Here is a 16,076-nt window from a genome sequence, read left to right on the forward strand (position 1 = left end):
GAAACACATGGTGGGGAAGTTCGAGCGGCGCAAGGACACCGTGCAGGAACTGACGGAGTCCGCAGCCACACACGTCGGCCAGATCGCGACGATCATCGCCGGCGCCGTCCGGGACGTCACCCGGGAGATCGGCGACTGGGTGTCCGACGGCATCGAGATGCGTGAGGCCGCGAAGAAGGCCCGCGAAGATGCGGGCGAGGACGAACCCGTCGACTGAGGAACCTCGCCGAGGTGGGCCACGACCGTCACCGGTCGTGGCCCACCTTTCGTTCCGCTAGATGACGCCGAGCGAGATCATGGCGTCGGCGACCTTCACGAAACCGGCGATGTTCGCGCCGTGCACGTAGTCGCCGGGCATGCCGTATTCGGCGGCCGTGGCCACGGTGCGTTCGTGGATCCCGCGCATGATCGCGGCCAGGCGTTCGTCGGTGTAGCCGAATCCCCACGAGTCGCGGGATGCGTTCTGCTGCATCTCGAGTGCCGACGTGGCCACCCCACCGGCGTTGGCCGCCTTGCCCGGGGCGAACGCCACCGAGGCATCGCGGAACACCTGGACGCCCTGCGGGGTGGTGGGCATGTTCGCGCCCTCGGCCACCGCCTGCACCCCGTTCGAGACGAGGGACTTGGCAGCGGCGTCGTCGAGTTCGTTCTGGGTGGCGCAGGGGAGTGCCACGTCGCACGGCACGTCCCAGATGGAACCGTCCGGGACGAACCGGGCGTGCGGCACCGCGTCGACGTACTCGGTGATCCGTCCGCGGCGCACTTCCTTGATCTCCTTCAGGAGTTCGAGGTCGATGCCCTTCTCGTCGACGATGTATCCCGACGAATCGGAGCACGCAATCGCGATTCCGCCGAGTTGGTGCACCTTCTCGATCGCGTAGATCGCGACGTTGCCCGACCCGGAGACCACGACGGTCTTGCCGTCGAGCGAACTGTTCGCGGCCTTCAGCATTTCGGCGACGAAGTAGGCGACGCCGTACCCGGTGGCCTCGCGGCGTACCTGCGATCCGCCCCAGGTGAGGCCCTTGCCGGTGAGGACACCGGACTCGTAGGAGTTGGTGAGACGCTTGTATTGACCGAACAGGTAGCCGATCTCGCGGCCGCCGACGCCGATGTCGCCGGCCGGGACGTCGGTGTACTCACCGATGTGGCGGTGCAGTTCGGTCATGAACGACTGGCAGAACCGCATGACCTCCGCCTCCGAACGGCCCTTCGGGTCGAAGTCGGAGCCACCCTTGCCGCCGCCGATCGGGAGTCCGGTGAGCGCGTTCTTGAAGATCTGCTCGAAGCCGAGGAACTTCACGATTCCCAGATTCACGCTGGGGTGAAACCGCAGGCCGCCCTTGTAGGGGCCGAGCACGCTGTTGTACTGCACGCGGAAGCCGCGGTTGACGCGCACGTTGCCGGCGTCGTCGACCCACGGCACCCGGAAGATGATCTGGCGCTCGGGCTCGCACAGTCGTTCGATCAAACCGGAGTCGGCGTAATGGGGGTGGTGGTCGAGCACGACCTGGAGCGACTCGAAGACCTCCGCGGCCGCCTGGTGGAACTCGGGTTCTCCGGCGTTCCGCAGGCGGACCTGCTCGTAGATCTCTGCTACCTGGTCGCGCGTTGACACAGACCCACCTGCCTGACGTGTGAGGAATTCGTTACCTGACGTTTACCTTGAAAACTATAGACCGGATGCCAGGTGTCCTGTATCGCGCCGTGCGTGCGGGTCAGGGCTTCCGTAGGGGTGCGCGGGAATGCATTGCGACAGCGGTGTTCTCGACGGCCTCGCCGCAATGCGCGCACCGCTGCTCCAGTTCCAGTGAGTGTCCGCACTCGTGGACGAGGACGGACGGGGCCTCGTCGACCGCCCACTTGCTGCCCCATTGGAACAGCGACAGGAGCAGTGGCCGCAGGTCCTCGCCCGCCGGGGTCAGGTGGTACTCGAATCGGGGAGGGTGCTCGGAGTACTGCCTGCGCTCGATGACGCCGACCTCCTCGAGTTTGCGCAGGCGCGCGGTGAGGATGTCGCGGGACACGCCGATGTACCCGGCGATCCGGTCGAACCGGTGCACCCCGTAACTCAGTTCGCGGATCACCAGCATGGACCAGCGGTCGCCGATGAGTTCCATCGTGGCGGCGATGGCGCAGGGTCTCGGTGCCAGTGGCATGCGGTCCATCACGATCTCGGGGGTCGCTGGCTCGGTGTCGCCGGTGTTCATGCACTCCATCATAGAGGGTTGTGTTTTCCAACTAATAGGGGTTAGTGTCGGAATCGCAGTTAGTTGGAAAATCAGACTTACTAATTCGAAGGGGTCGTCATGACCACGATTCAAGATCGAACGGTGCTGGTCACCGGGGCCAATCGCGGGCTCGGACGTGCCTTCGTCGCCGAGGCGCTGGCGCGAGGAGCGCGAACGGTCTACGCATCGGCACGGGACGTCTCGACGATCGACGGGCACCCGCGGGTCGTACCCGTGCACCTGGACGTCACCAACCCCGAGTCGGTGTACGCCGCGGCGGAGATCGTCGGCGATCTCGGTGTGCTGATCAACAACGCCGGCATCTTCATCGGCGAGTCGCCATTGACGGGTGATCTCGACGGGATGCGCCGTGAACTGGAAACCAACCTCTACGGGCCTCTCAACGTGACCCGCACGCTCGCGCCGGTCATCGCGTCCAACGGGGGTGGTGCGATTCTCAACGTGCACTCCGTGTTGTCGTGGTTGGCCGTCGGCGGCTCCTACAGCGTCTCGAAGGCCGCCCTCTGGAGTGCCACCAACGCCATGCGCGCCGAACTCGCGGCGCAACATATTCAGATGGTCGGGCTGCATCTCGGGTACATGGACACCGACATGACGAGCGGACTCGACGTCGAGAAGATCTCTGCGGCCGAGGTCGCGCGACTGGCGTTCGACGGCATCGAGTCGGGTGCGGACGAGGTCCTCGCCGACGACACCACCCGCGCTGTCAAGGCGGCACTTTCGGGCGACCTCGACGTTCTCTATCCGCAGTCCGCGGAACGGGGGGCCGCATAGTGGATGTGTTCGGAAGCGGTGACGTGTCGACGATCGAGGGCGTGGCGGACGCGGAGTGGGGAGAGGTGCGGTCGAAGATCGTCGAGTGGCACGACCCGACCGGGCCGGCACGCAGGGCCCGGGAACTCGACGGCCTCACCTACCTGCGCGCGATCCTCGACGGACGCGTTCCGGCGCCCCCGATCGCCAGCCTCATGAACCTGCGATTCCTGGAGGCCGAACCCGGGAGGGTGGTCTTCGCGCTCGACCCCGACGAGTCGCAGTACAACCCCATCGGCGCGATCCACGGCGGTGCCGTCTGCACGCTGCTCGATTCGGTGGCCGGATGTGCGGTGCACTCGACGCTGCCGGCGGGGTGGGGTTACACGTCGGTCGAGATCAAGGTCAACTACATCCGCGGAGCCACCCGCGATTCGGGTGCGTTGACGGCCACCGGCGTCGTGAAGAAGTCGGGTCGCCGCATCGCGTTCGCGGAGGGGGAGGTCACCGACTCGCAGGGCCGCCTCGTCGCCACCGCCACCAGCACGCTGCTGGTGTTCGAGGTTCCTCGGGAGGTCTGATACCGGCCGGGAAACCCGCCACTCGCGGAGGGGAGTGGCGGGTCCCGATGCACCGTTGCCCCGTCGGGTTGGGGCGATGCGTGAACGAGACTAATCGGTCGGTTTGCTACGCGCGAGTACGCGACCCGCGGGGTCGTCGAAGCCGCCCGGCGAGGGGCCGGCATTTGATGTACTGAAGTGCGTCCTCATCAGCGTCATCCCCGGAGCGGTCAAGGAAGGCACACCCATGGGCACGATCACCACGCAGGACGGCACGGAGATCTTCTTCAAGGACTGGGGAACCGGTCAACCCATCGTGTTCAGTCACGGCTGGCCGCTGTCGGCGGACGACTGGGACACCCAGATGCTGTTCTTCCTCCAGCACGGCTACCGCGTCATCGCCCACGACCGGCGCGGCCACGGACGCTCCACCCAGACCGGCGACGGCCACGACATGGACCACTACGCCGACGACCTCGCCGCGCTGACATCGCACCTCGACCTCCGAGACGCGATCCACGTCGGCCATTCGACCGGTGGCGGCGAGGTGGTGCACTATCTCGCGCGGCACGGAGAGAGCCGAGTGTCGAAGGCTGCGCTGATCAGTGCGGTGCCCCCGCTGATGGTGAAGACGGAGGCGAACCCGGGCGGCCTTCCGAAGGACGTCTTCGACGACCTGCAGGCGCAACTCGCGGCCAACCGTTCCGTCTTCTACCGCGACCTGCCGTCGGGGCCGTTCTACGGCTTCAACCGGCCGGGCGTGGAATCGTCGGAGGCCGTCATCGAGAACTGGTGGCGCCAGGGAATGATGGGCGGGGCCAAGGCGCACTACGACGGCATCGTCGCCTTCTCGCAGACCGACTTCACCGAGGACCTGAAGAAGATCACGGTGCCGGTGCTCGTGATGCACAGCGAAGACGATCAGATCGTGCCCTACGCCGACGCGGGACCCCTGTCCGCGAAGCTTCTCGCGAACGGGACACTGAAGACGTACAAGGACTTCCCCCACGGCATGCCCACCACGCAGGCGGAGACGATCAACGCCGACCTGCTGGAGTTCCTGAAGGGCTGACGCCGAGCCCGCCCGATCGCCATGAGACCCGCGTCGCGCCTTGTTCGGAGCACCGTGTTCGTCGCGGCGCTCGGGTGCGTGGTGGTGTCCGGGTGCGGCACCGCGACGAACGGACCCGCGACCGAGACGACGGCTCGGTCAGCAGCAGCGGGCAGGTTCGTTCCCGGTCCGGGTGACCGTTCCGGGCTGGTCGACATCGGCGGTGGCCGCGACATGTATCTCGAGTGCCGCGGTTCCGGTTCCCCGACGGTCGTGCTCGTCTCCGGGGCGGGGGTCGCCGCGGACAATTGGAGCTACGCGGGCAACCCCGCAGATCAGGCGAACCCGCCCCAGCGCAGCGATTCCGCCGTCTTCCCCGAGATCGCGAAGTTCACCAGAGTATGCGCCTACGACCGTCCCGGGACCGAGCAGATGGACGGCGAGGCGAGCCGATCAACAGGCGTACCGCAACCGACCACGGCGCAGGCCGACGTGGCGGATCTGCATGCCCTCGTGACGGAGGCCGAGCTTGCGGGGCCCCGGGTGCTGGTCGGACATTCGTGGGGCGGAGTGATCGCGTCCGCGTACGCCAGGACCTACCCGGACGAGGTCTCCGGGCTGGTCCTCGTCGATCCCGGATCGCAATACCTGCAGTCGACATTGCCGCCCGCGGTGTGGGACCAGTGGATGCGGGACATCGAGACGAACGGTGGGAAGCATCCCGGCGCGGAGACCCCAGACTATCCCGCCACCCTCGCGGCGCTCGACTCCACGCCTCCGCCGCCCGCGATCCCCGCCGTCGTCCTCACCTCGGATGTTCCCTTCGACTACCTTGGGATCGGTGATGCCGACGCGTACTGGCCCCAGTGGCTCGACGCCGCCGCGCTCCTCTCGGCGGCGCTCGACGCCACCCACGTCACGCAGACCGGCAGCGGTCACTTCATCGAGAACGAGAATCCCGCTCTCGTGGTCGAGCAGGTCTGTTCGGTTCTCGCGCCGGCTGTGAGTTGTCCCGCGGCGTGAGTCCCGCGCTCGTGTGGGCGGGCCCCTGGTTCCCGACTGCACAGGTTTTCGCCGGACCGTGCCTCGTCGTATGAGTGCCCCCGGCAGGATTCGAACCTGCGACCAAGAGAGTCGCAGGTTCAAATCACTGTTCCTGCAGGTAAATACGGGCGCTAGGACCCTGTCGAACCGTCCACTCTCCGCTTACTCTCCACTTTGACCGCGGCATCGAGGATCGCCGCGACCTCCGGGCGGACCTTCCCCCGCGACATGTACTTGTCCATCGTCATCGACGGACTCGCGTGCCCGAGCTGGTCCGCCGTGATCCGCGGGCCCATCTTCGACTCGTCCAGCAGCGACGCCACCGTTCGCCGGAACGTGTGCGCCGTGACCCAGTCCAACCTGAGCGCCGCCCGAACCCGCCGCCACTGCACATTCAGGGCGTCCGCGTCCCTGATCGTCCCCGTAGAGGATGGGAACAGCACCTGATGGGTGTTCGGTGGCATCGCCAGCTTGCGGGCCCGCAGCATCGTCACCGCGAAGTCCGGCAATGCCAGCGTCCGGTTCGTGTTCTTCGGGTCGTCGTCGCGGCTGACCAACGTCAGGCCGACGCCGGGCACCCGGGTCGCCTTCTCCGACAGCGTGATCGTCTTCGCCTGCAGATCCAGGCCCGGCCACGTCATGCCGATCAGCTCCGACATGCGGACGCCGGTCGCCGCGAACATCGTGATGACGTCGATCAGGTCCACGCTCGCGCAGTACTCGGCGACTGTCGGCACGCGGTACTTCGACGGCAGTGGAACGCCGCCCTTGCCGACCGCGGGGCACGGAATCTTCGACTCGCGGAGGTCGACCAACAGCTTCGCGAGCTGTTCCGGTTCCAGCGACCGGGCAGGCTTCGTCGTCGACGTCGCCGGCCGGGTGTCGCGCACCGGGTTCACCTTCACCACGCCCAGCCGGGTCGCCATCGAGAACATCCCCGACAGCACCGACCGCGTCGACTTCGCGTTGCCGGCACCGTTCACCTCGGCGACCGAGCGGAGGAACGTCTCGAGGCGCTGCGTCGACACCTCCTGCAGTCTCAGGCCGCCGAGCTGTGCCGAGATGAACTTCGCGACGTCGTCGTACCTCCTGAGCGTGCGCGGCGCCTTGCCGGTCTCCACGAGATCCACCCGGTACGTCGTCCAGAGCTCGTCGATCGTCGTCGTCCCGTCGAGATCGCCGGTCGACTCGCACGCCGACTTCATCGCCTCGATCAGGATTCGCTCGGCCGCAGCTCCTTCGCGGTCGAAGACGCCCTCGGGGGAGTAGCGGCGCATCCGCCGGGTCCGCCCGTTCTGCGCGCGGTACCGGCCGTCGGCGTACCACCGACCCTTGTCGACCTTCGTGCGTTTGATGTGCCCCCAGGTGCCGAGAGGCATTGGCGGGCGGGCCATCAGGCCGCCGCCGTGTGATCGTCGTTGGTCACGACTACACTCCTTGCTGAAACTGTTCGGGTTTCGCCTCGCCCCCGCGCTCACCACCTATGAGCGCGGGGGTTTCTCGTCACTACAGTTCGCCGCAGCGGTGAAAGATCTGCGTGTTGTTGCGCTCCGACTTCTTCAGTTGGAAGTACTGAGGCGCATGGCCTTTCGTCAGCTGATCCAGGATGAACGGAAGAGCATGCACCAGAGTAGACGCAGGGCCAGCGACAACGTGGTAGCCCGATGCGTGGACCTGATGCACGCCGATCCAGTGCAGCCCCGCATCACGGCAAGCCTGCCGCTCCGCTGGCCGTTTGAGTTGTGCGAGATCGCCGGTTACGAAGACATCGCAGCTCTCGTCTGCGACATGGCGGAAAAGGTCGACGTCCTCCATGCCTTTCGAGCAGAGTTCGCGGACTCCAACGAACTCGTGAGCGCGGAAGATGGACGTGAGATGCCCCATCATTCCCTGATTCATATTTTCGTCGAGGAAGAATTTCACGCGGTACGTCCACTGCCGGCGACCTGGCTGACTTGCTCGTCGAAACTGACGGCGTCGCCGACGTCGACTGGAGCGACAGTCGGGAAGTATTCACCGACCGCGTCGGCAGGGATATCCCCGCCTCGCACTAGGTTTGCCACGGTGTCGTACGGCACGCGAGTGCCGCGAATCGTGGGCCAGCCACCCATGCGTGTTTCCCGGACCTCCAGGCGGGGCCGTGGGTGCAAGAAATCAACGACACCTTCACCCTTCCAGTTGGTGAAGGGCTTGAAGACGTCATCCAGCGAGGCGATTACACGCTGCCCCGGGGCAACGACCAGGTCTGTTGCCTCGTTTCCTTCAACAAGGAAGACCGAAGAGCCGTCCGTGACCAGTGTGTATCGCGAGGGGTGATCGGTGAGATCCATCTTCTGAAGCGACTGGAATGCGCGACGGATCCGTTGCAGGGGAACCTCCGCGCGCAGCTTGACCAGAGTCCGAAGCGCCACCACATCGCGGAACGAGTAAAGAACTCGTGGTCTGAGCGCCACTTCAGGGGCAACTAGCGGGTTTGGTGGCTTCCGCCAGTCGGAAAGCTGTCGCATGGATGCGCCAGTAAGGATTGATGTCAGCTCGACCGGGAACGACATTCACAAACACCTCCTCTCGATCGAATCCAGCCGATGTAATTTAGTCTCTCAGGTCACACTCGTTTGCGTAAGGGTATGTGTTGCGGCAAACGAGGTGTGAATCAGTCACGCCCTTCGTTCGAGCTCTTGGTCGATGTACCGGCGCTCGCCGTCCGTGAGATCCCGGACTCGGTGCTGCAGCGTCGGCAGGTCGACCCACAATTCTTCCGCCAGCTCGTCGTCGACTCGCAGCCGATTCCACACCAGGGCGTCGATGAGCGTCCGAGGCTGATCAGCCTACGCGCCGTGATGCATTCGACGACGCGTTCCTCCTTCACGGCGAGGTGTGGGTCGTTGGGGACCGGGCCGCGTTCGATGTGCACGATCTCGTGGGTGAGGGTGCAGCGACGTTCACGCTGGTTCGAGGTGCCGTCGATCTCGATGCCACCGGCGGTCCATTCACCCAGGCATCCGAACCGCAGGCAGTTCGGGAAGGTGACTTCGAGGTGCGGGTAGCACCGCTGAAGATGCCGCCATGGATGCCATCGGTGAACCATGCGCCCCGTCCAAACGTGTCGGTGTCCTGTGGTAGGTCCACAATCTACTCGAACAGACGTTCGAAAAGCGAGTTACTGGTCGGTAACTGTCGGGACGCAAGTCACCGCAAGGTTTCGTGAAAAGTGTTCCTACGCGCCGGTCTCCGGCCCCTCCGGATCGGCGTGATTCCACGGCTCGCCCTCAATGCGTCGCCGCCGACGCTCCTCGGTCTCACCCTCGCGGCGCGCCAACGCGTAATCGGACTGCTGTCCGGTGTCGTCCTCGACATCGGACTCTTTCGGCCTGGCGGAACCGGAATCAGCGGGCTCGTAACCCTCCCGGGCCGCGAGGTAGTCAGGCCTCAGGCGTTGATTGTTCGTAATCGAGTACTCATCCTGGACGTCGGTGACGTTCATGGGGGCTCCTGAGCTTTCCTTGCTGCCGCCTGCGCCGAGCTGCTTCGTGCTGCTCTCTTCCGTCCGCGGTTCCTGCTCTTTGTCATCTTCGCCCTTCTTGGCTCTGAGTAGTTCTCTCAATCCCTCTGCGCCCCGGCCGCCCTGGCGCACTGGCTGTTGTTCGCGCCACCAGCTCTCGCGCCAGGGCTCCTCGCCTTCGCCGTATTTGGAGGCTTGCCAGGGTGGCGTCCATGGACGCCCGTCCTTCATCTGGCCGGACATGTGCATCGCCTCGCGTAGCTCTTCGTCGGCGGTTGCTCCGTCGATACCGCGCATTCGCGCGTATTCGAAGGTCAGCAACATCGCCTTGCCCATGTGCTGCTGCCACTCCACGAAGACTTCCTCAAAGGTCCTCCTCGCCGGAGCCTGACTGCCGGCGATCATGAACGCTGTTTCTTCAGGCACGCCGGCGAGGTAGGCGATTGCCCGAATCGTGTTCTCGGTTGGTCGGCTTGAGTACTTGCCTTGCCGGATCCGGTTGAGCGTTGCGTGGGATACGTCGTGTCCGTCTGCGATCGCTATCTCTGCAAGGCGCCTCCCTGATGCCCCGTTGTGGCGGGCAGATGCGACCTTCAGAAGATCTGCCAGCGTTTCGACTTTGCTCATGGCCAGAAGACTTCCCTATTCGTCGTCGCTCGTGTCAGTTGCGCGAACAAATTCTCTGACAAGTGGAACATGCGTCACGCGACTTCAGCGTAGCTATTTTCCACTTGTCGTCTTGACGAGTAAATGCCTCATGCCTCATGATTCACTTGTCACCGTGAAGATTGGAGAGCAAGATGGCTACTCGTACGAAGAAGAACCGTCCACCGACCCGACGTAAGGAGGTCTGGATGCGAGTTAAAGACGGCGGGCAGATCCGCCGGTGGCGCAAGCAAAAGCACTTCAGTCAGCGCGAGTTGGCGTATCTGGTGCGTCGCACGCAGAGCACGATCTATCTCATCGAGACCGGGAAGTTGACATCGATCACCGAGGACCTCGGTGTCGCGATCGCAGCTCGACTGGATGTTCCCTGGGAGGACCTCTTCGATGCTCACGAAATCGAAGTCGTACCTCGAGTGGCACATGCCTCACGTTCCAGTAGTCACCCCATCAGCGCATAGAAAAAGCCCCCGCCTGCGGACACAGGACGAGGGCTACGACACAGATTGGAGAACCAATGTCTGACATGCACCCTACCGCGTCAGTCGAACTGTTCCGGTACGAGACTTCGGAGTTGCGATCGGTTGTGATCGACGGCGAGCCATGGTTTGTCGCTGTCGACGTCGCTCGCATCCTCGAGTACAGCGCTACCTCGGCGATGACGAGGCGCCTCGACGACGAGGACAAGGGTGTGCGAGATCTGCACACCCTTGGTGGAAACCAGAAGTTGATCGTCATCTCGGAGGCGGGGTTCTACGCCGCGATCCTCGGTAGCCAGTCAGCCAAGTCGAGAGTGATCAAGCGGTGGCTGACCCACGACGTGCTGCCGACGATCCGTAAGACAGGGCAGTACTCCACTGCGCCGACGCTCACCGGTCCCGAACTCATGGCGACGGCGCTACTCGAGGCGGCCGCGACCTTGAAGGCGAAGGACCAGCAGATCGCGGAGTTGGAGGCGCCGGCGCGGGCGTGGAACAACCTCGCCGACGCGAAGGGGAACTACAGCGTCGCCGAGGCCGCGAAGATCCTGTCGCAGGATTCGAACATCAGCATTGGCCGTGATCGACTGTTCGACTTCATGCACAGCAAGCGTTGGATCTTCCGCTCGCGGAATCCGCGTGGCGGCTGGGAGGCCAGGCAGGAGCAGGTCGACACCGGCCGACTGTATGAGCGACCAGCACGCCCATTCCTGAACTCCAAGTCCGGCGAGTACGAGCTGCCGGCGCCGACGCTCCGCGTCACAGTGAAGGGGATCGCGAAGTTGCACGAGCTCCTCGGCGGATCAGGTCAGCTGTCGCTGAGTGAGGCCGCATGAGTGACCGGTCCCTCAACATCCACAGCGAATCATCAGTCCAGGTCACCAAGCGTGCCGAGGGAGTGCTTCGGCTCGTGGACATGCTGCTGACCGAGTGCGGATTTCCACACCACCCGTTCGGTGAAAGTGTGGATGTGGGCGTTCAACGACGCCGCATGGTCGATTCCGTATGGGTCGGGAGTCCGCATACGGGCGCGGCGCTCACGGATCTCGCGGCGGAGTTCCTGGGCCGCTCGCGGCAGTTCGAACAGGAGTTGGCCTCCCCTCCCGGGTACAGAGTTTGCCCGAGACTCTGCCTGCTCCCCGTCTACAGTCACGACGGCACGTACATCGAACGCTTCATCGTCACCCATGTTCGTCAGGGCGTAGCGCCCAGGTGCTACCCAGTCGCCTTCCCAGTGGACATCGTGTCGTTCGGTCTCTCGAAGCTCGCCCCGCTTGGAGATCGTGTTCGCTTCTTCAGCGAGTTGACGCGCATCTACAGCGATGCTGTTCGACTCTCGGGCGAGGCCATTGGCCTCCGTGCCGAGTTGCTCGCCGCGCTGTGCGATATCGCGGGCATCCTCGGCGAGCTTGTTCGACGCCTTCGACTGTTTGAGCGCCAAGATCCCGAAGGTCAACCCCGCGCCGCCACCGAGAACCCCTCCGACCGCGCCGAGCCATGCCAGGACATCGTCCACGATTCTTCTCCTTCTGTTGTTGGTTGTGGCGATCACAGCGTAGGAGACGGCCAGGTCGCGGAGGGTGTTGACGCACCCTCCTCGACCGAGCATGGCGGTCCCTCATGAGCAAACCGTCCCTTAACATCCACCAGGTCTCCGACGTCACCGGTCATTCGCCGCAGACGATCCGGAAGATGCGCACTCAAAGCTGGATGGCCCAGCACGGCCCGCATCCCCTGTACTCCAAGGGTTTCAAGCCGGGGGAGGGCATCACCTCCGCGCTGCGCTGGCGGGCGTCCGACGTCGACGAGTTCATGAACACGGTGATGGCCGATGCTGCGAGGTGGTCCGCGTGAAGTTGTATGAGTGCAAAGACTGCGACTTCAGTATCGCGGGTAGCGAACCGAGCAACGCTGACGACGAGTTCGAGTTGCGCCAGGACATCGAGGCGCACGAGGAGTTCCACCGCGACAACGACGGAGTGGGTGAAAGTACTCCTGCCGCCGCCGTCGAGGCACTGAGATTGCTGGCGGAGCTAGGCATGGTCGTGCTGCCCGTCGAGGCGAAACCCCTCACGCGCGACGACGTGCGCGCCATAGTGCGTGAGGAGATCCGACGAATCCGATTACCAGACTCTTCCGCTCCGATCGTCGGCGTCGTCAGCGGATCCGTCACCGTCCTCGAGAACTTTGATTCGGTCCTCGGCCTCCGCGATCCGACTCTCAAGACGGATGACTGCCAGCATCAGCGGGGCAACCAGGCCCGCTGCGCTGAATGTCTCGCCTCCCGCCTGCTCGATGTTCTCGATGAATTCGTCCCTGATGGCCGACGAAACGGGGAACTCGTCCGGGATCGACAGAGCCTTCAGATGGGCGATGGTGCTCAAGAAGATTCTCCTTCTGTTGGTGGTAGTAGGCCCACAGTAGGAGACCGGCTGGTCTCTGACGTATCTACGGCATCGTCCGCGGATGCTGAGGACTCCGGGTCAGACCTCAAGATGCTCGCCCGAGGCGAGTCGCTCCTCAAGTTCATCGAGCCCCTTTGTCATAGCGTCGATCATCTCGGCGGCAGTGGCGGGTCGCGAGTTGTTCGACGCGAGGGTATGGAAGGCCTGGTAGATCGACTTCACCCCGGTGAGCGTTTCAGGGATCGCATCGATTCTGCGAGAGAGGTCGTCGAGTCGTGTGTCGGCAGCCATCCCGTTTTCCCTCCGAGTGTTGATTCTGGCGTCACCACCGTAGGCGATGACGGCAATCGCGGTGCCGACGCGTCCTCCGCGACCGTGCCATCGGTCGGCGGTGAGTCGTGATGACGACGCTGCGCGTGACGACAGTGCGCACGGCCACGCACATCGAGAAGGTTGCGCCGGCCCACGTGGGTTCCGGTGCTGCGTCGGCTGGGGTCGCGAACGCGTTGCGCAGTGGCGGCGGGATGTGGCGGGTGACGTTCCGCGACGGGACTACTGACGTGGTCTACGGCGACGAGATCATGGTGCGCTGGTGAGCGATCTCGATTCCACCCTCGCGAACGTCCCCCACACCGAGCGCGCCCGGGTCCTGGTCGACGCGCACTCCCGTGTCGCCGAGCGGTTCGTCGCGGAGTTCGAGGCAGGCCTCCTGACGCATGCCGAAGTCCGCGAACCGCGTAGCGCCCCGGCTGGTTCCGGCGCTGCGCCTGCGGAGCCGAGCACTACTAACACCATCCATCCACAGCTTGTGAATGAAACGAGACTGCGATGACAGCAACTTTCGACGCCCGCATTGACGGCGACGACCTGCATGACCAGTTCATGACCACACCGATCCACGACCAGGTCAAGAGGGACCTGCGTTCCGTGTGGATCCAGCAGCCGACCGTGACGGATGTCGAGTTCGACCGCGCCGTCTACGCCGCGATGAACCTCGCGAAGCCGCACCCGGCGACGCCCGACCTGTTCGACGACCTCGCCATCGCGATCGATGAGGCACCTGAGCCAAGCGGCTGGGACAAGCTCGAGGGTTGGCTGACATTTGAGTGGCGGTCCTGGATGGGCTGGGCTCTCTGCCTGATCCTCGGCGGCGTGTTCGGCCTCATCGGCTACGGATTGTTGGTGACCGCATGACCATCCGCGAGGAACTCACCAAACTTCTGAAGAACGCCGGGGACAACAAGTCGCTGTTCGTCCAGTTCAACGAGAAGTACTGGGGGCCGATCGCTGACGCCGTGCTCACCCGGTACGCAGTGGTGGAGCTCCCCGAGGAGCACTTCGCCGGCGACTACGCGGTCGCCCACATCGAGGCGGATGAGATCCAGATCGACGTCGTCTGGGTCGACAGCCCCGACGACGCGCGCAAGGTGGCCGCGGCGCTGCTCCGCGCAGCAGACCAGCTCGAGAAGCAGCTCGCAGAGGAGCGCGGGCCGGACGACGACGAGCCCGACTGGGGCGCGCGGGCCGACGCCGCGTGACGCCCAGGTCGACCGAGAGAACGAGGTCCTGTGATGAGCGATCCCAGAAGGATGCTTGCCCGCTATGTCGAGAACCATGAGATGACGGTGCTGAAGGACGACGGGCTGTACCGGCATATCCGGTTCCAATCTCCGGATACGTCGATCTTCTGGTTCGACCTGATCACGTGGCCGCACAACCTCGTGATCACCGGCGACGTGCACTCGTACCAGTTCGCCCGCATTGATGACATGTTCGAGTTCTTTTCGGTCCACACGGGTCTGCAGGGTGGCATCAACCCGGGCTACTGGGCAGAGAAGATCCGCGGCGACAACCCCGCCATCTCCTTCTCGGAGGAGAAGTTCAAACAGCAGGTCGTCCAGTACTTCATGGACAACCGCCACGCCTACACCGACAAGGTCGGGCTGTGGAAGTCGATCCGTGAAGACGTCCTCGACAGCGCGTACGCCTACAGCCTGGCTGACGCCCGGTACATCCTCAATGACTTCCGTTACCGGAACTACTTCCCCGACGAGGAGTTCGAGTTCGCCGACGTCTGGGAGTGGGACCTCACGGACTATGACCACCACTACCTGATGGCTTGCCATGCGATCGTGTGGGGCATCGCGAAGTACCGGGCGGAGGTGACCGCTCGTGCCGCATGACGATGAGCAGGCCGCGATCCTCGACGTTGCGGACCCTGACAGCGACGTTGCGCGGGCCATTGCGCAACGCGCCCGGCTCACCGTGTGCAACGCCGCAACGGACGTCGACGACGCCCGCAATCTGCTGGCGATGCTCGGGCTGATCGACGTCGACACCGAGGTCGCGCAGCGTTGCGCCGTCTGCAACCACCAGATGGTCACCCGCAGCGGGTCCGATCTCCGGCCCCGGCCGCCCGGTGTGAAAACCACTGGCGCGAAGGGGATGTGCAACACCTGCTACCAGATCACGTTGCGACCAGACCACCAAACGAAAGGCGGTGTTGCGTGAGTGATCTGCTCGCACCTGACCAGATCGGCGTCTACGCCGACATTCCCGACTACGTCTACCACGGCGACAAGACGTCGCTGTCGTCGTCCGGCGCCCGGGCCCTCCTGCCGCCGTCGACACCGGCCCAGTTCCGCTACGCGCAGGACAATCCGCGTGAATCGACGAAGGCATTCGACCTCGGTCACGCCGCACACACCCTCGTCCTCGGTGTCGGGGAAGAGATCGTAGAGGTCAAGGCCGACAACTGGACGACCAAGGCCGCGAAGGCGGAACGCGACGCGATATACGCCGAGGGCAAAACACCACTGCTCACCAAGGAAGTCGTGCAGGTCCACGCCATGGCCGCCGCGATCCGCCGCAACCGGCACGCCGCAGCACTCCTCGAGTCCGGCACCCCCGAGCTGTCGATGTACTGGGACGACCCAGCCACCGGTGCCCGCCTGAGGTGCCGGCCGGACTGGCTCCCGAACCTCACCATCGATGGCCGCGTCGTCATCGTCGACTACAAGTCGAGCACCTCCGCGAACCCCGACAAGTTCTCGAAGTCGGCCGCGGACTTCGGTTACGCCCAGCAGGATCCCTGGTACCGAGATGGTCTCATCGCACTCGGCATCGCCGACGACCCCGTGTTCCTGTTCGTAGTCCAAGACAAGAATCCGCCCTACCTCGTCTCGGTCATCGAGCTGCACTCCGACGACATCGAGGTCGGACGCCAGCTCAACCGCAAGGCCATCGACCTCTTCGCTGCCTGCATGGAGACCGGTCTGTGGCCGGACTACAGCGACGACGTCCACCTCGTCAGCCTCCCCGCATGGTGGCGGCGCCAGCACGAGAACTCACTCCCGTGGTAACCGCA

At 64.5% G+C, this 16,076-nt stretch carries 23 protein-coding genes and 1 tRNA gene; 15 read left to right on the forward strand and 9 right to left on the reverse strand.

Translation table 11 applies throughout. The features are described from left to right. Nucleotides 1-7: 7 nt before the first annotated feature. On the forward strand, nt 8-217 hold the full coding sequence (locus ACFTWF_RS32350; protein WP_378465172.1) for a hypothetical protein: 210 nt from the start codon (nt 8-10) through the stop codon (nt 215-217). A gap of 57 nt (nt 218-274) precedes the next feature. Here the strand turns inward: ACFTWF_RS32350 and gdhA are convergent, their stop codons facing one another. Continuing rightward, nucleotides 275-1,618 (reverse strand): NADP-specific glutamate dehydrogenase, encoded by a 1,344-nt coding sequence (gdhA, locus tag ACFTWF_RS32355; protein WP_378465173.1) that lies wholly within the window; start codon nt 1,616-1,618, stop codon nt 275-277. A gap of 100 nt (nt 1,619-1,718) precedes the next feature. Next, a complete protein-coding gene (locus tag ACFTWF_RS32360) occupies nt 1,719-2,222 on the reverse strand; it encodes a winged helix-turn-helix transcriptional regulator (RefSeq protein WP_378465174.1) in 504 nt (167 codons plus the stop codon). An 87-nt stretch (nt 2,223-2,309) separates the two neighbouring features. Here ACFTWF_RS32360 and ACFTWF_RS32365 point away from each other — a divergent pair, with 87 nt between their 5' ends. The 4 genes from ACFTWF_RS32365 to ACFTWF_RS32380 all read left to right on the forward strand — a co-directional run bounded on the left by ACFTWF_RS32365 (nt 2,310) and on the right by ACFTWF_RS32380 (nt 5,639). Further along, nucleotides 2,310-3,026 (forward strand): SDR family oxidoreductase, encoded by a 717-nt coding sequence (locus ACFTWF_RS32365; protein ID WP_378465175.1) that lies wholly within the window; start codon nt 2,310-2,312, stop codon nt 3,024-3,026. Nucleotides 3,027-3,049: 23 nt separating this feature from the next. Then, nucleotides 3,050-3,586: a PaaI family thioesterase gene (locus ACFTWF_RS32370; protein ID WP_378465176.1), complete on the forward strand. Its 537-nt coding sequence runs from the start codon at nt 3,050-3,052 to the stop codon at nt 3,584-3,586. Between the two features lie 226 nt (nt 3,587-3,812). Beyond that, nucleotides 3,813-4,637 carry an alpha/beta fold hydrolase gene (locus ACFTWF_RS32375; protein WP_378465177.1) on the forward strand — a complete coding sequence of 275 codons (825 nt, stop codon included), beginning with the start codon at nt 3,813-3,815 and terminating at the stop codon, nt 4,635-4,637. 54 nt (nt 4,638-4,691) lie between these two features. After that, nucleotides 4,692-5,639, forward strand: a complete 948-nt coding sequence (locus ACFTWF_RS32380; RefSeq protein ID WP_378465178.1) for an alpha/beta fold hydrolase — start codon at nt 4,692-4,694, stop codon at nt 5,637-5,639. 75 nt (nt 5,640-5,714) lie between these two features. Here ACFTWF_RS32380 and ACFTWF_RS32385 read toward each other — a convergent pair. The 5 genes from ACFTWF_RS32385 to ACFTWF_RS32405 all read right to left on the reverse strand — a co-directional run bounded on the left by ACFTWF_RS32385 (nt 5,715) and on the right by ACFTWF_RS32405 (nt 9,789). Further along, nucleotides 5,715-5,792: transfer RNA gene (locus tag ACFTWF_RS32385), tRNA-OTHER, on the reverse strand. Next, nucleotides 5,792-7,039: a tyrosine-type recombinase/integrase gene (locus ACFTWF_RS32390; RefSeq protein WP_378465179.1), complete on the reverse strand. Its 1,248-nt coding sequence runs from the start codon at nt 7,037-7,039 to the stop codon at nt 5,792-5,794. The genes ACFTWF_RS32385 and ACFTWF_RS32390 overlap by 1 nt, the downstream gene beginning before the upstream one ends. Nucleotides 7,040-7,166: 127 nt before the next feature. Next, nucleotides 7,167-7,583 carry a hypothetical protein gene (locus tag ACFTWF_RS32395; RefSeq protein WP_378465180.1) on the reverse strand — a complete coding sequence of 139 codons (417 nt, stop codon included), beginning with the start codon at nt 7,581-7,583 and terminating at the stop codon, nt 7,167-7,169. Continuing rightward, nucleotides 7,580-8,212: a DUF433 domain-containing protein gene (locus ACFTWF_RS32400; protein ID WP_378465181.1), complete on the reverse strand. Its 633-nt coding sequence runs from the start codon at nt 8,210-8,212 to the stop codon at nt 7,580-7,582. Before ACFTWF_RS32400 ends, ACFTWF_RS32395 begins: the two co-directional genes overlap by 4 nt. Nucleotides 8,213-8,877: 665 nt before the next feature. Next, a complete protein-coding gene (locus ACFTWF_RS32405; RefSeq protein WP_378465182.1) occupies nt 8,878-9,789 on the reverse strand; it encodes a hypothetical protein in 912 nt (303 codons plus the stop codon). Between the two features lie 173 nt (nt 9,790-9,962). On the opposite strand from ACFTWF_RS32405, the gene ACFTWF_RS32410 reads away from it, so the two are divergent. Both ACFTWF_RS32410 and ACFTWF_RS32415 read left to right on the forward strand, forming a co-directional pair. Then, a complete protein-coding gene (locus ACFTWF_RS32410; protein WP_378465183.1) occupies nt 9,963-10,286 on the forward strand; it encodes a helix-turn-helix transcriptional regulator in 324 nt (107 codons plus the stop codon). A 56-nt stretch (nt 10,287-10,342) separates the two neighbouring features. Beyond that, nucleotides 10,343-11,140 (forward strand): phage antirepressor, encoded by a 798-nt coding sequence (locus tag ACFTWF_RS32415; RefSeq protein WP_378465184.1) that lies wholly within the window; start codon nt 10,343-10,345, stop codon nt 11,138-11,140. A 32-nt stretch (nt 11,141-11,172) separates the two neighbouring features. On the opposite strand, the gene ACFTWF_RS32420 is transcribed toward ACFTWF_RS32415, so the two are convergent. Beyond that, complete coding sequence (locus ACFTWF_RS32420) at nt 11,173-11,820, reverse strand: hypothetical protein (RefSeq protein ID WP_378465185.1); 648 nt, start codon at nt 11,818-11,820, stop codon at nt 11,173-11,175. 104 nt (nt 11,821-11,924) lie between these two features. Between ACFTWF_RS32420 and ACFTWF_RS32425 the strand changes: the two genes are divergently transcribed. From ACFTWF_RS32425 to ACFTWF_RS32435, 3 genes are read left to right on the forward strand one after another with little or no spacing between them, the layout of a single operon-like run. Next, a complete protein-coding gene (locus ACFTWF_RS32425) occupies nt 11,925-12,158 on the forward strand; it encodes a helix-turn-helix transcriptional regulator (protein ID WP_378465186.1) in 234 nt (77 codons plus the stop codon). After that, the gene (locus ACFTWF_RS32430) at nt 12,155-13,111 is read left to right on the forward strand and encodes a hypothetical protein (protein ID WP_378465187.1); all 957 of its coding nucleotides are present in this window, start codon (nt 12,155-12,157) and stop codon (nt 13,109-13,111) included. Before ACFTWF_RS32425 ends, ACFTWF_RS32430 begins: the two co-directional genes overlap by 4 nt. Continuing rightward, a complete protein-coding gene (locus ACFTWF_RS32435; RefSeq protein ID WP_378465188.1) occupies nt 13,111-13,305 on the forward strand; it encodes a hypothetical protein in 195 nt (64 codons plus the stop codon). The genes ACFTWF_RS32430 and ACFTWF_RS32435 overlap by 1 nt, the downstream gene beginning before the upstream one ends. On the opposite strand, the gene ACFTWF_RS32440 is transcribed toward ACFTWF_RS32435, so the two are convergent. Then, nucleotides 13,275-13,508 carry a hypothetical protein gene (locus ACFTWF_RS32440; protein WP_378465189.1) on the reverse strand — a complete coding sequence of 78 codons (234 nt, stop codon included), beginning with the start codon at nt 13,506-13,508 and terminating at the stop codon, nt 13,275-13,277. The two genes, ACFTWF_RS32435 and ACFTWF_RS32440, sit on opposite strands and share 31 nt — an antisense overlap. Before the next feature lie 29 nt (nt 13,509-13,537). Here ACFTWF_RS32440 and ACFTWF_RS32445 point away from each other — a divergent pair, with 29 nt between their 5' ends. The 5 genes from ACFTWF_RS32445 to ACFTWF_RS32465 are packed head-to-tail and all read left to right on the forward strand — an operon-like array spanning nt 13,538 to nt 16,071. Continuing rightward, nucleotides 13,538-13,903, forward strand: a complete 366-nt coding sequence (locus ACFTWF_RS32445) for a hypothetical protein (protein ID WP_378465190.1) — start codon at nt 13,538-13,540, stop codon at nt 13,901-13,903. Next, the gene (locus ACFTWF_RS32450; protein WP_378465191.1) at nt 13,900-14,247 is read left to right on the forward strand and encodes a hypothetical protein; all 348 of its coding nucleotides are present in this window, start codon (nt 13,900-13,902) and stop codon (nt 14,245-14,247) included. The genes ACFTWF_RS32445 and ACFTWF_RS32450 overlap by 4 nt, the downstream gene beginning before the upstream one ends. 33 nt (nt 14,248-14,280) lie before the next feature. Beyond that, on the forward strand, nt 14,281-14,892 hold the full coding sequence (locus ACFTWF_RS32455) for a hypothetical protein (protein WP_378465192.1): 612 nt from the start codon (nt 14,281-14,283) through the stop codon (nt 14,890-14,892). Further along, nucleotides 14,882-15,220, forward strand: coding sequence for a hypothetical protein (locus ACFTWF_RS32460; RefSeq protein WP_378465193.1), 339 nt, complete (start codon nt 14,882-14,884; stop codon nt 15,218-15,220). The genes ACFTWF_RS32455 and ACFTWF_RS32460 overlap by 11 nt, the downstream gene beginning before the upstream one ends. After that, nucleotides 15,217-16,071: a PD-(D/E)XK nuclease-like domain-containing protein gene (locus tag ACFTWF_RS32465; RefSeq protein WP_378465194.1), complete on the forward strand. Its 855-nt coding sequence runs from the start codon at nt 15,217-15,219 to the stop codon at nt 16,069-16,071. The genes ACFTWF_RS32460 and ACFTWF_RS32465 overlap by 4 nt, the downstream gene beginning before the upstream one ends. Nucleotides 16,072-16,076: the final 5 nt, after the last annotated feature.

The sequence above is a fragment of the Rhodococcus sp. NPDC056960 genome (genome assembly GCF_042674125.1).
GTDB lineage: Bacteria > Actinomycetota > Actinomycetes > Mycobacteriales > Mycobacteriaceae > Rhodococcus_F.

Coding starts and splice junctions, on each gene's coding strand:
- ACFTWF_RS32400 (WP_378465181.1), bottom strand. CDS start 8,212: ATGTCGTTCCCGGTCGAGCTGACATCAATCCTTACTGGCGCATCCATG.
- ACFTWF_RS32450 (WP_378465191.1), top strand. CDS start 13,900: ATGACCATCCGCGAGGAACTCACCAAACTTCTGAAGAACGCCGGGGAC.
- ACFTWF_RS32415 (WP_378465184.1), top strand. CDS start 10,343: ATGTCTGACATGCACCCTACCGCGTCAGTCGAACTGTTCCGGTACGAG.
- ACFTWF_RS32350 (WP_378465172.1), top strand. CDS start 8: ATGGTGGGGAAGTTCGAGCGGCGCAAGGACACCGTGCAGGAACTGACG.
- ACFTWF_RS32455 (WP_378465192.1), top strand. CDS start 14,281: ATGAGCGATCCCAGAAGGATGCTTGCCCGCTATGTCGAGAACCATGAG.
- ACFTWF_RS32390 (WP_378465179.1), bottom strand. CDS start 7,039: ATGCCTCTCGGCACCTGGGGGCACATCAAACGCACGAAGGTCGACAAG.
- ACFTWF_RS32405 (WP_378465182.1), bottom strand. CDS start 9,789: ATGAGCAAAGTCGAAACGCTGGCAGATCTTCTGAAGGTCGCATCTGCC.
- ACFTWF_RS32425 (WP_378465186.1), top strand. CDS start 11,925: ATGAGCAAACCGTCCCTTAACATCCACCAGGTCTCCGACGTCACCGGT.
- ACFTWF_RS32445 (WP_378465190.1), top strand. CDS start 13,538: ATGACAGCAACTTTCGACGCCCGCATTGACGGCGACGACCTGCATGAC.
- ACFTWF_RS32375 (WP_378465177.1), top strand. CDS start 3,813: ATGGGCACGATCACCACGCAGGACGGCACGGAGATCTTCTTCAAGGAC.
- ACFTWF_RS32435 (WP_378465188.1), top strand. CDS start 13,111: ATGACGACGCTGCGCGTGACGACAGTGCGCACGGCCACGCACATCGAG.
- ACFTWF_RS32410 (WP_378465183.1), top strand. CDS start 9,963: ATGGCTACTCGTACGAAGAAGAACCGTCCACCGACCCGACGTAAGGAG.
- ACFTWF_RS32365 (WP_378465175.1), top strand. CDS start 2,310: ATGACCACGATTCAAGATCGAACGGTGCTGGTCACCGGGGCCAATCGC.
- ACFTWF_RS32440 (WP_378465189.1), bottom strand. CDS start 13,508: ATGGATGGTGTTAGTAGTGCTCGGCTCCGCAGGCGCAGCGCCGGAACC.
- ACFTWF_RS32360 (WP_378465174.1), bottom strand. CDS start 2,222: ATGATGGAGTGCATGAACACCGGCGACACCGAGCCAGCGACCCCCGAG.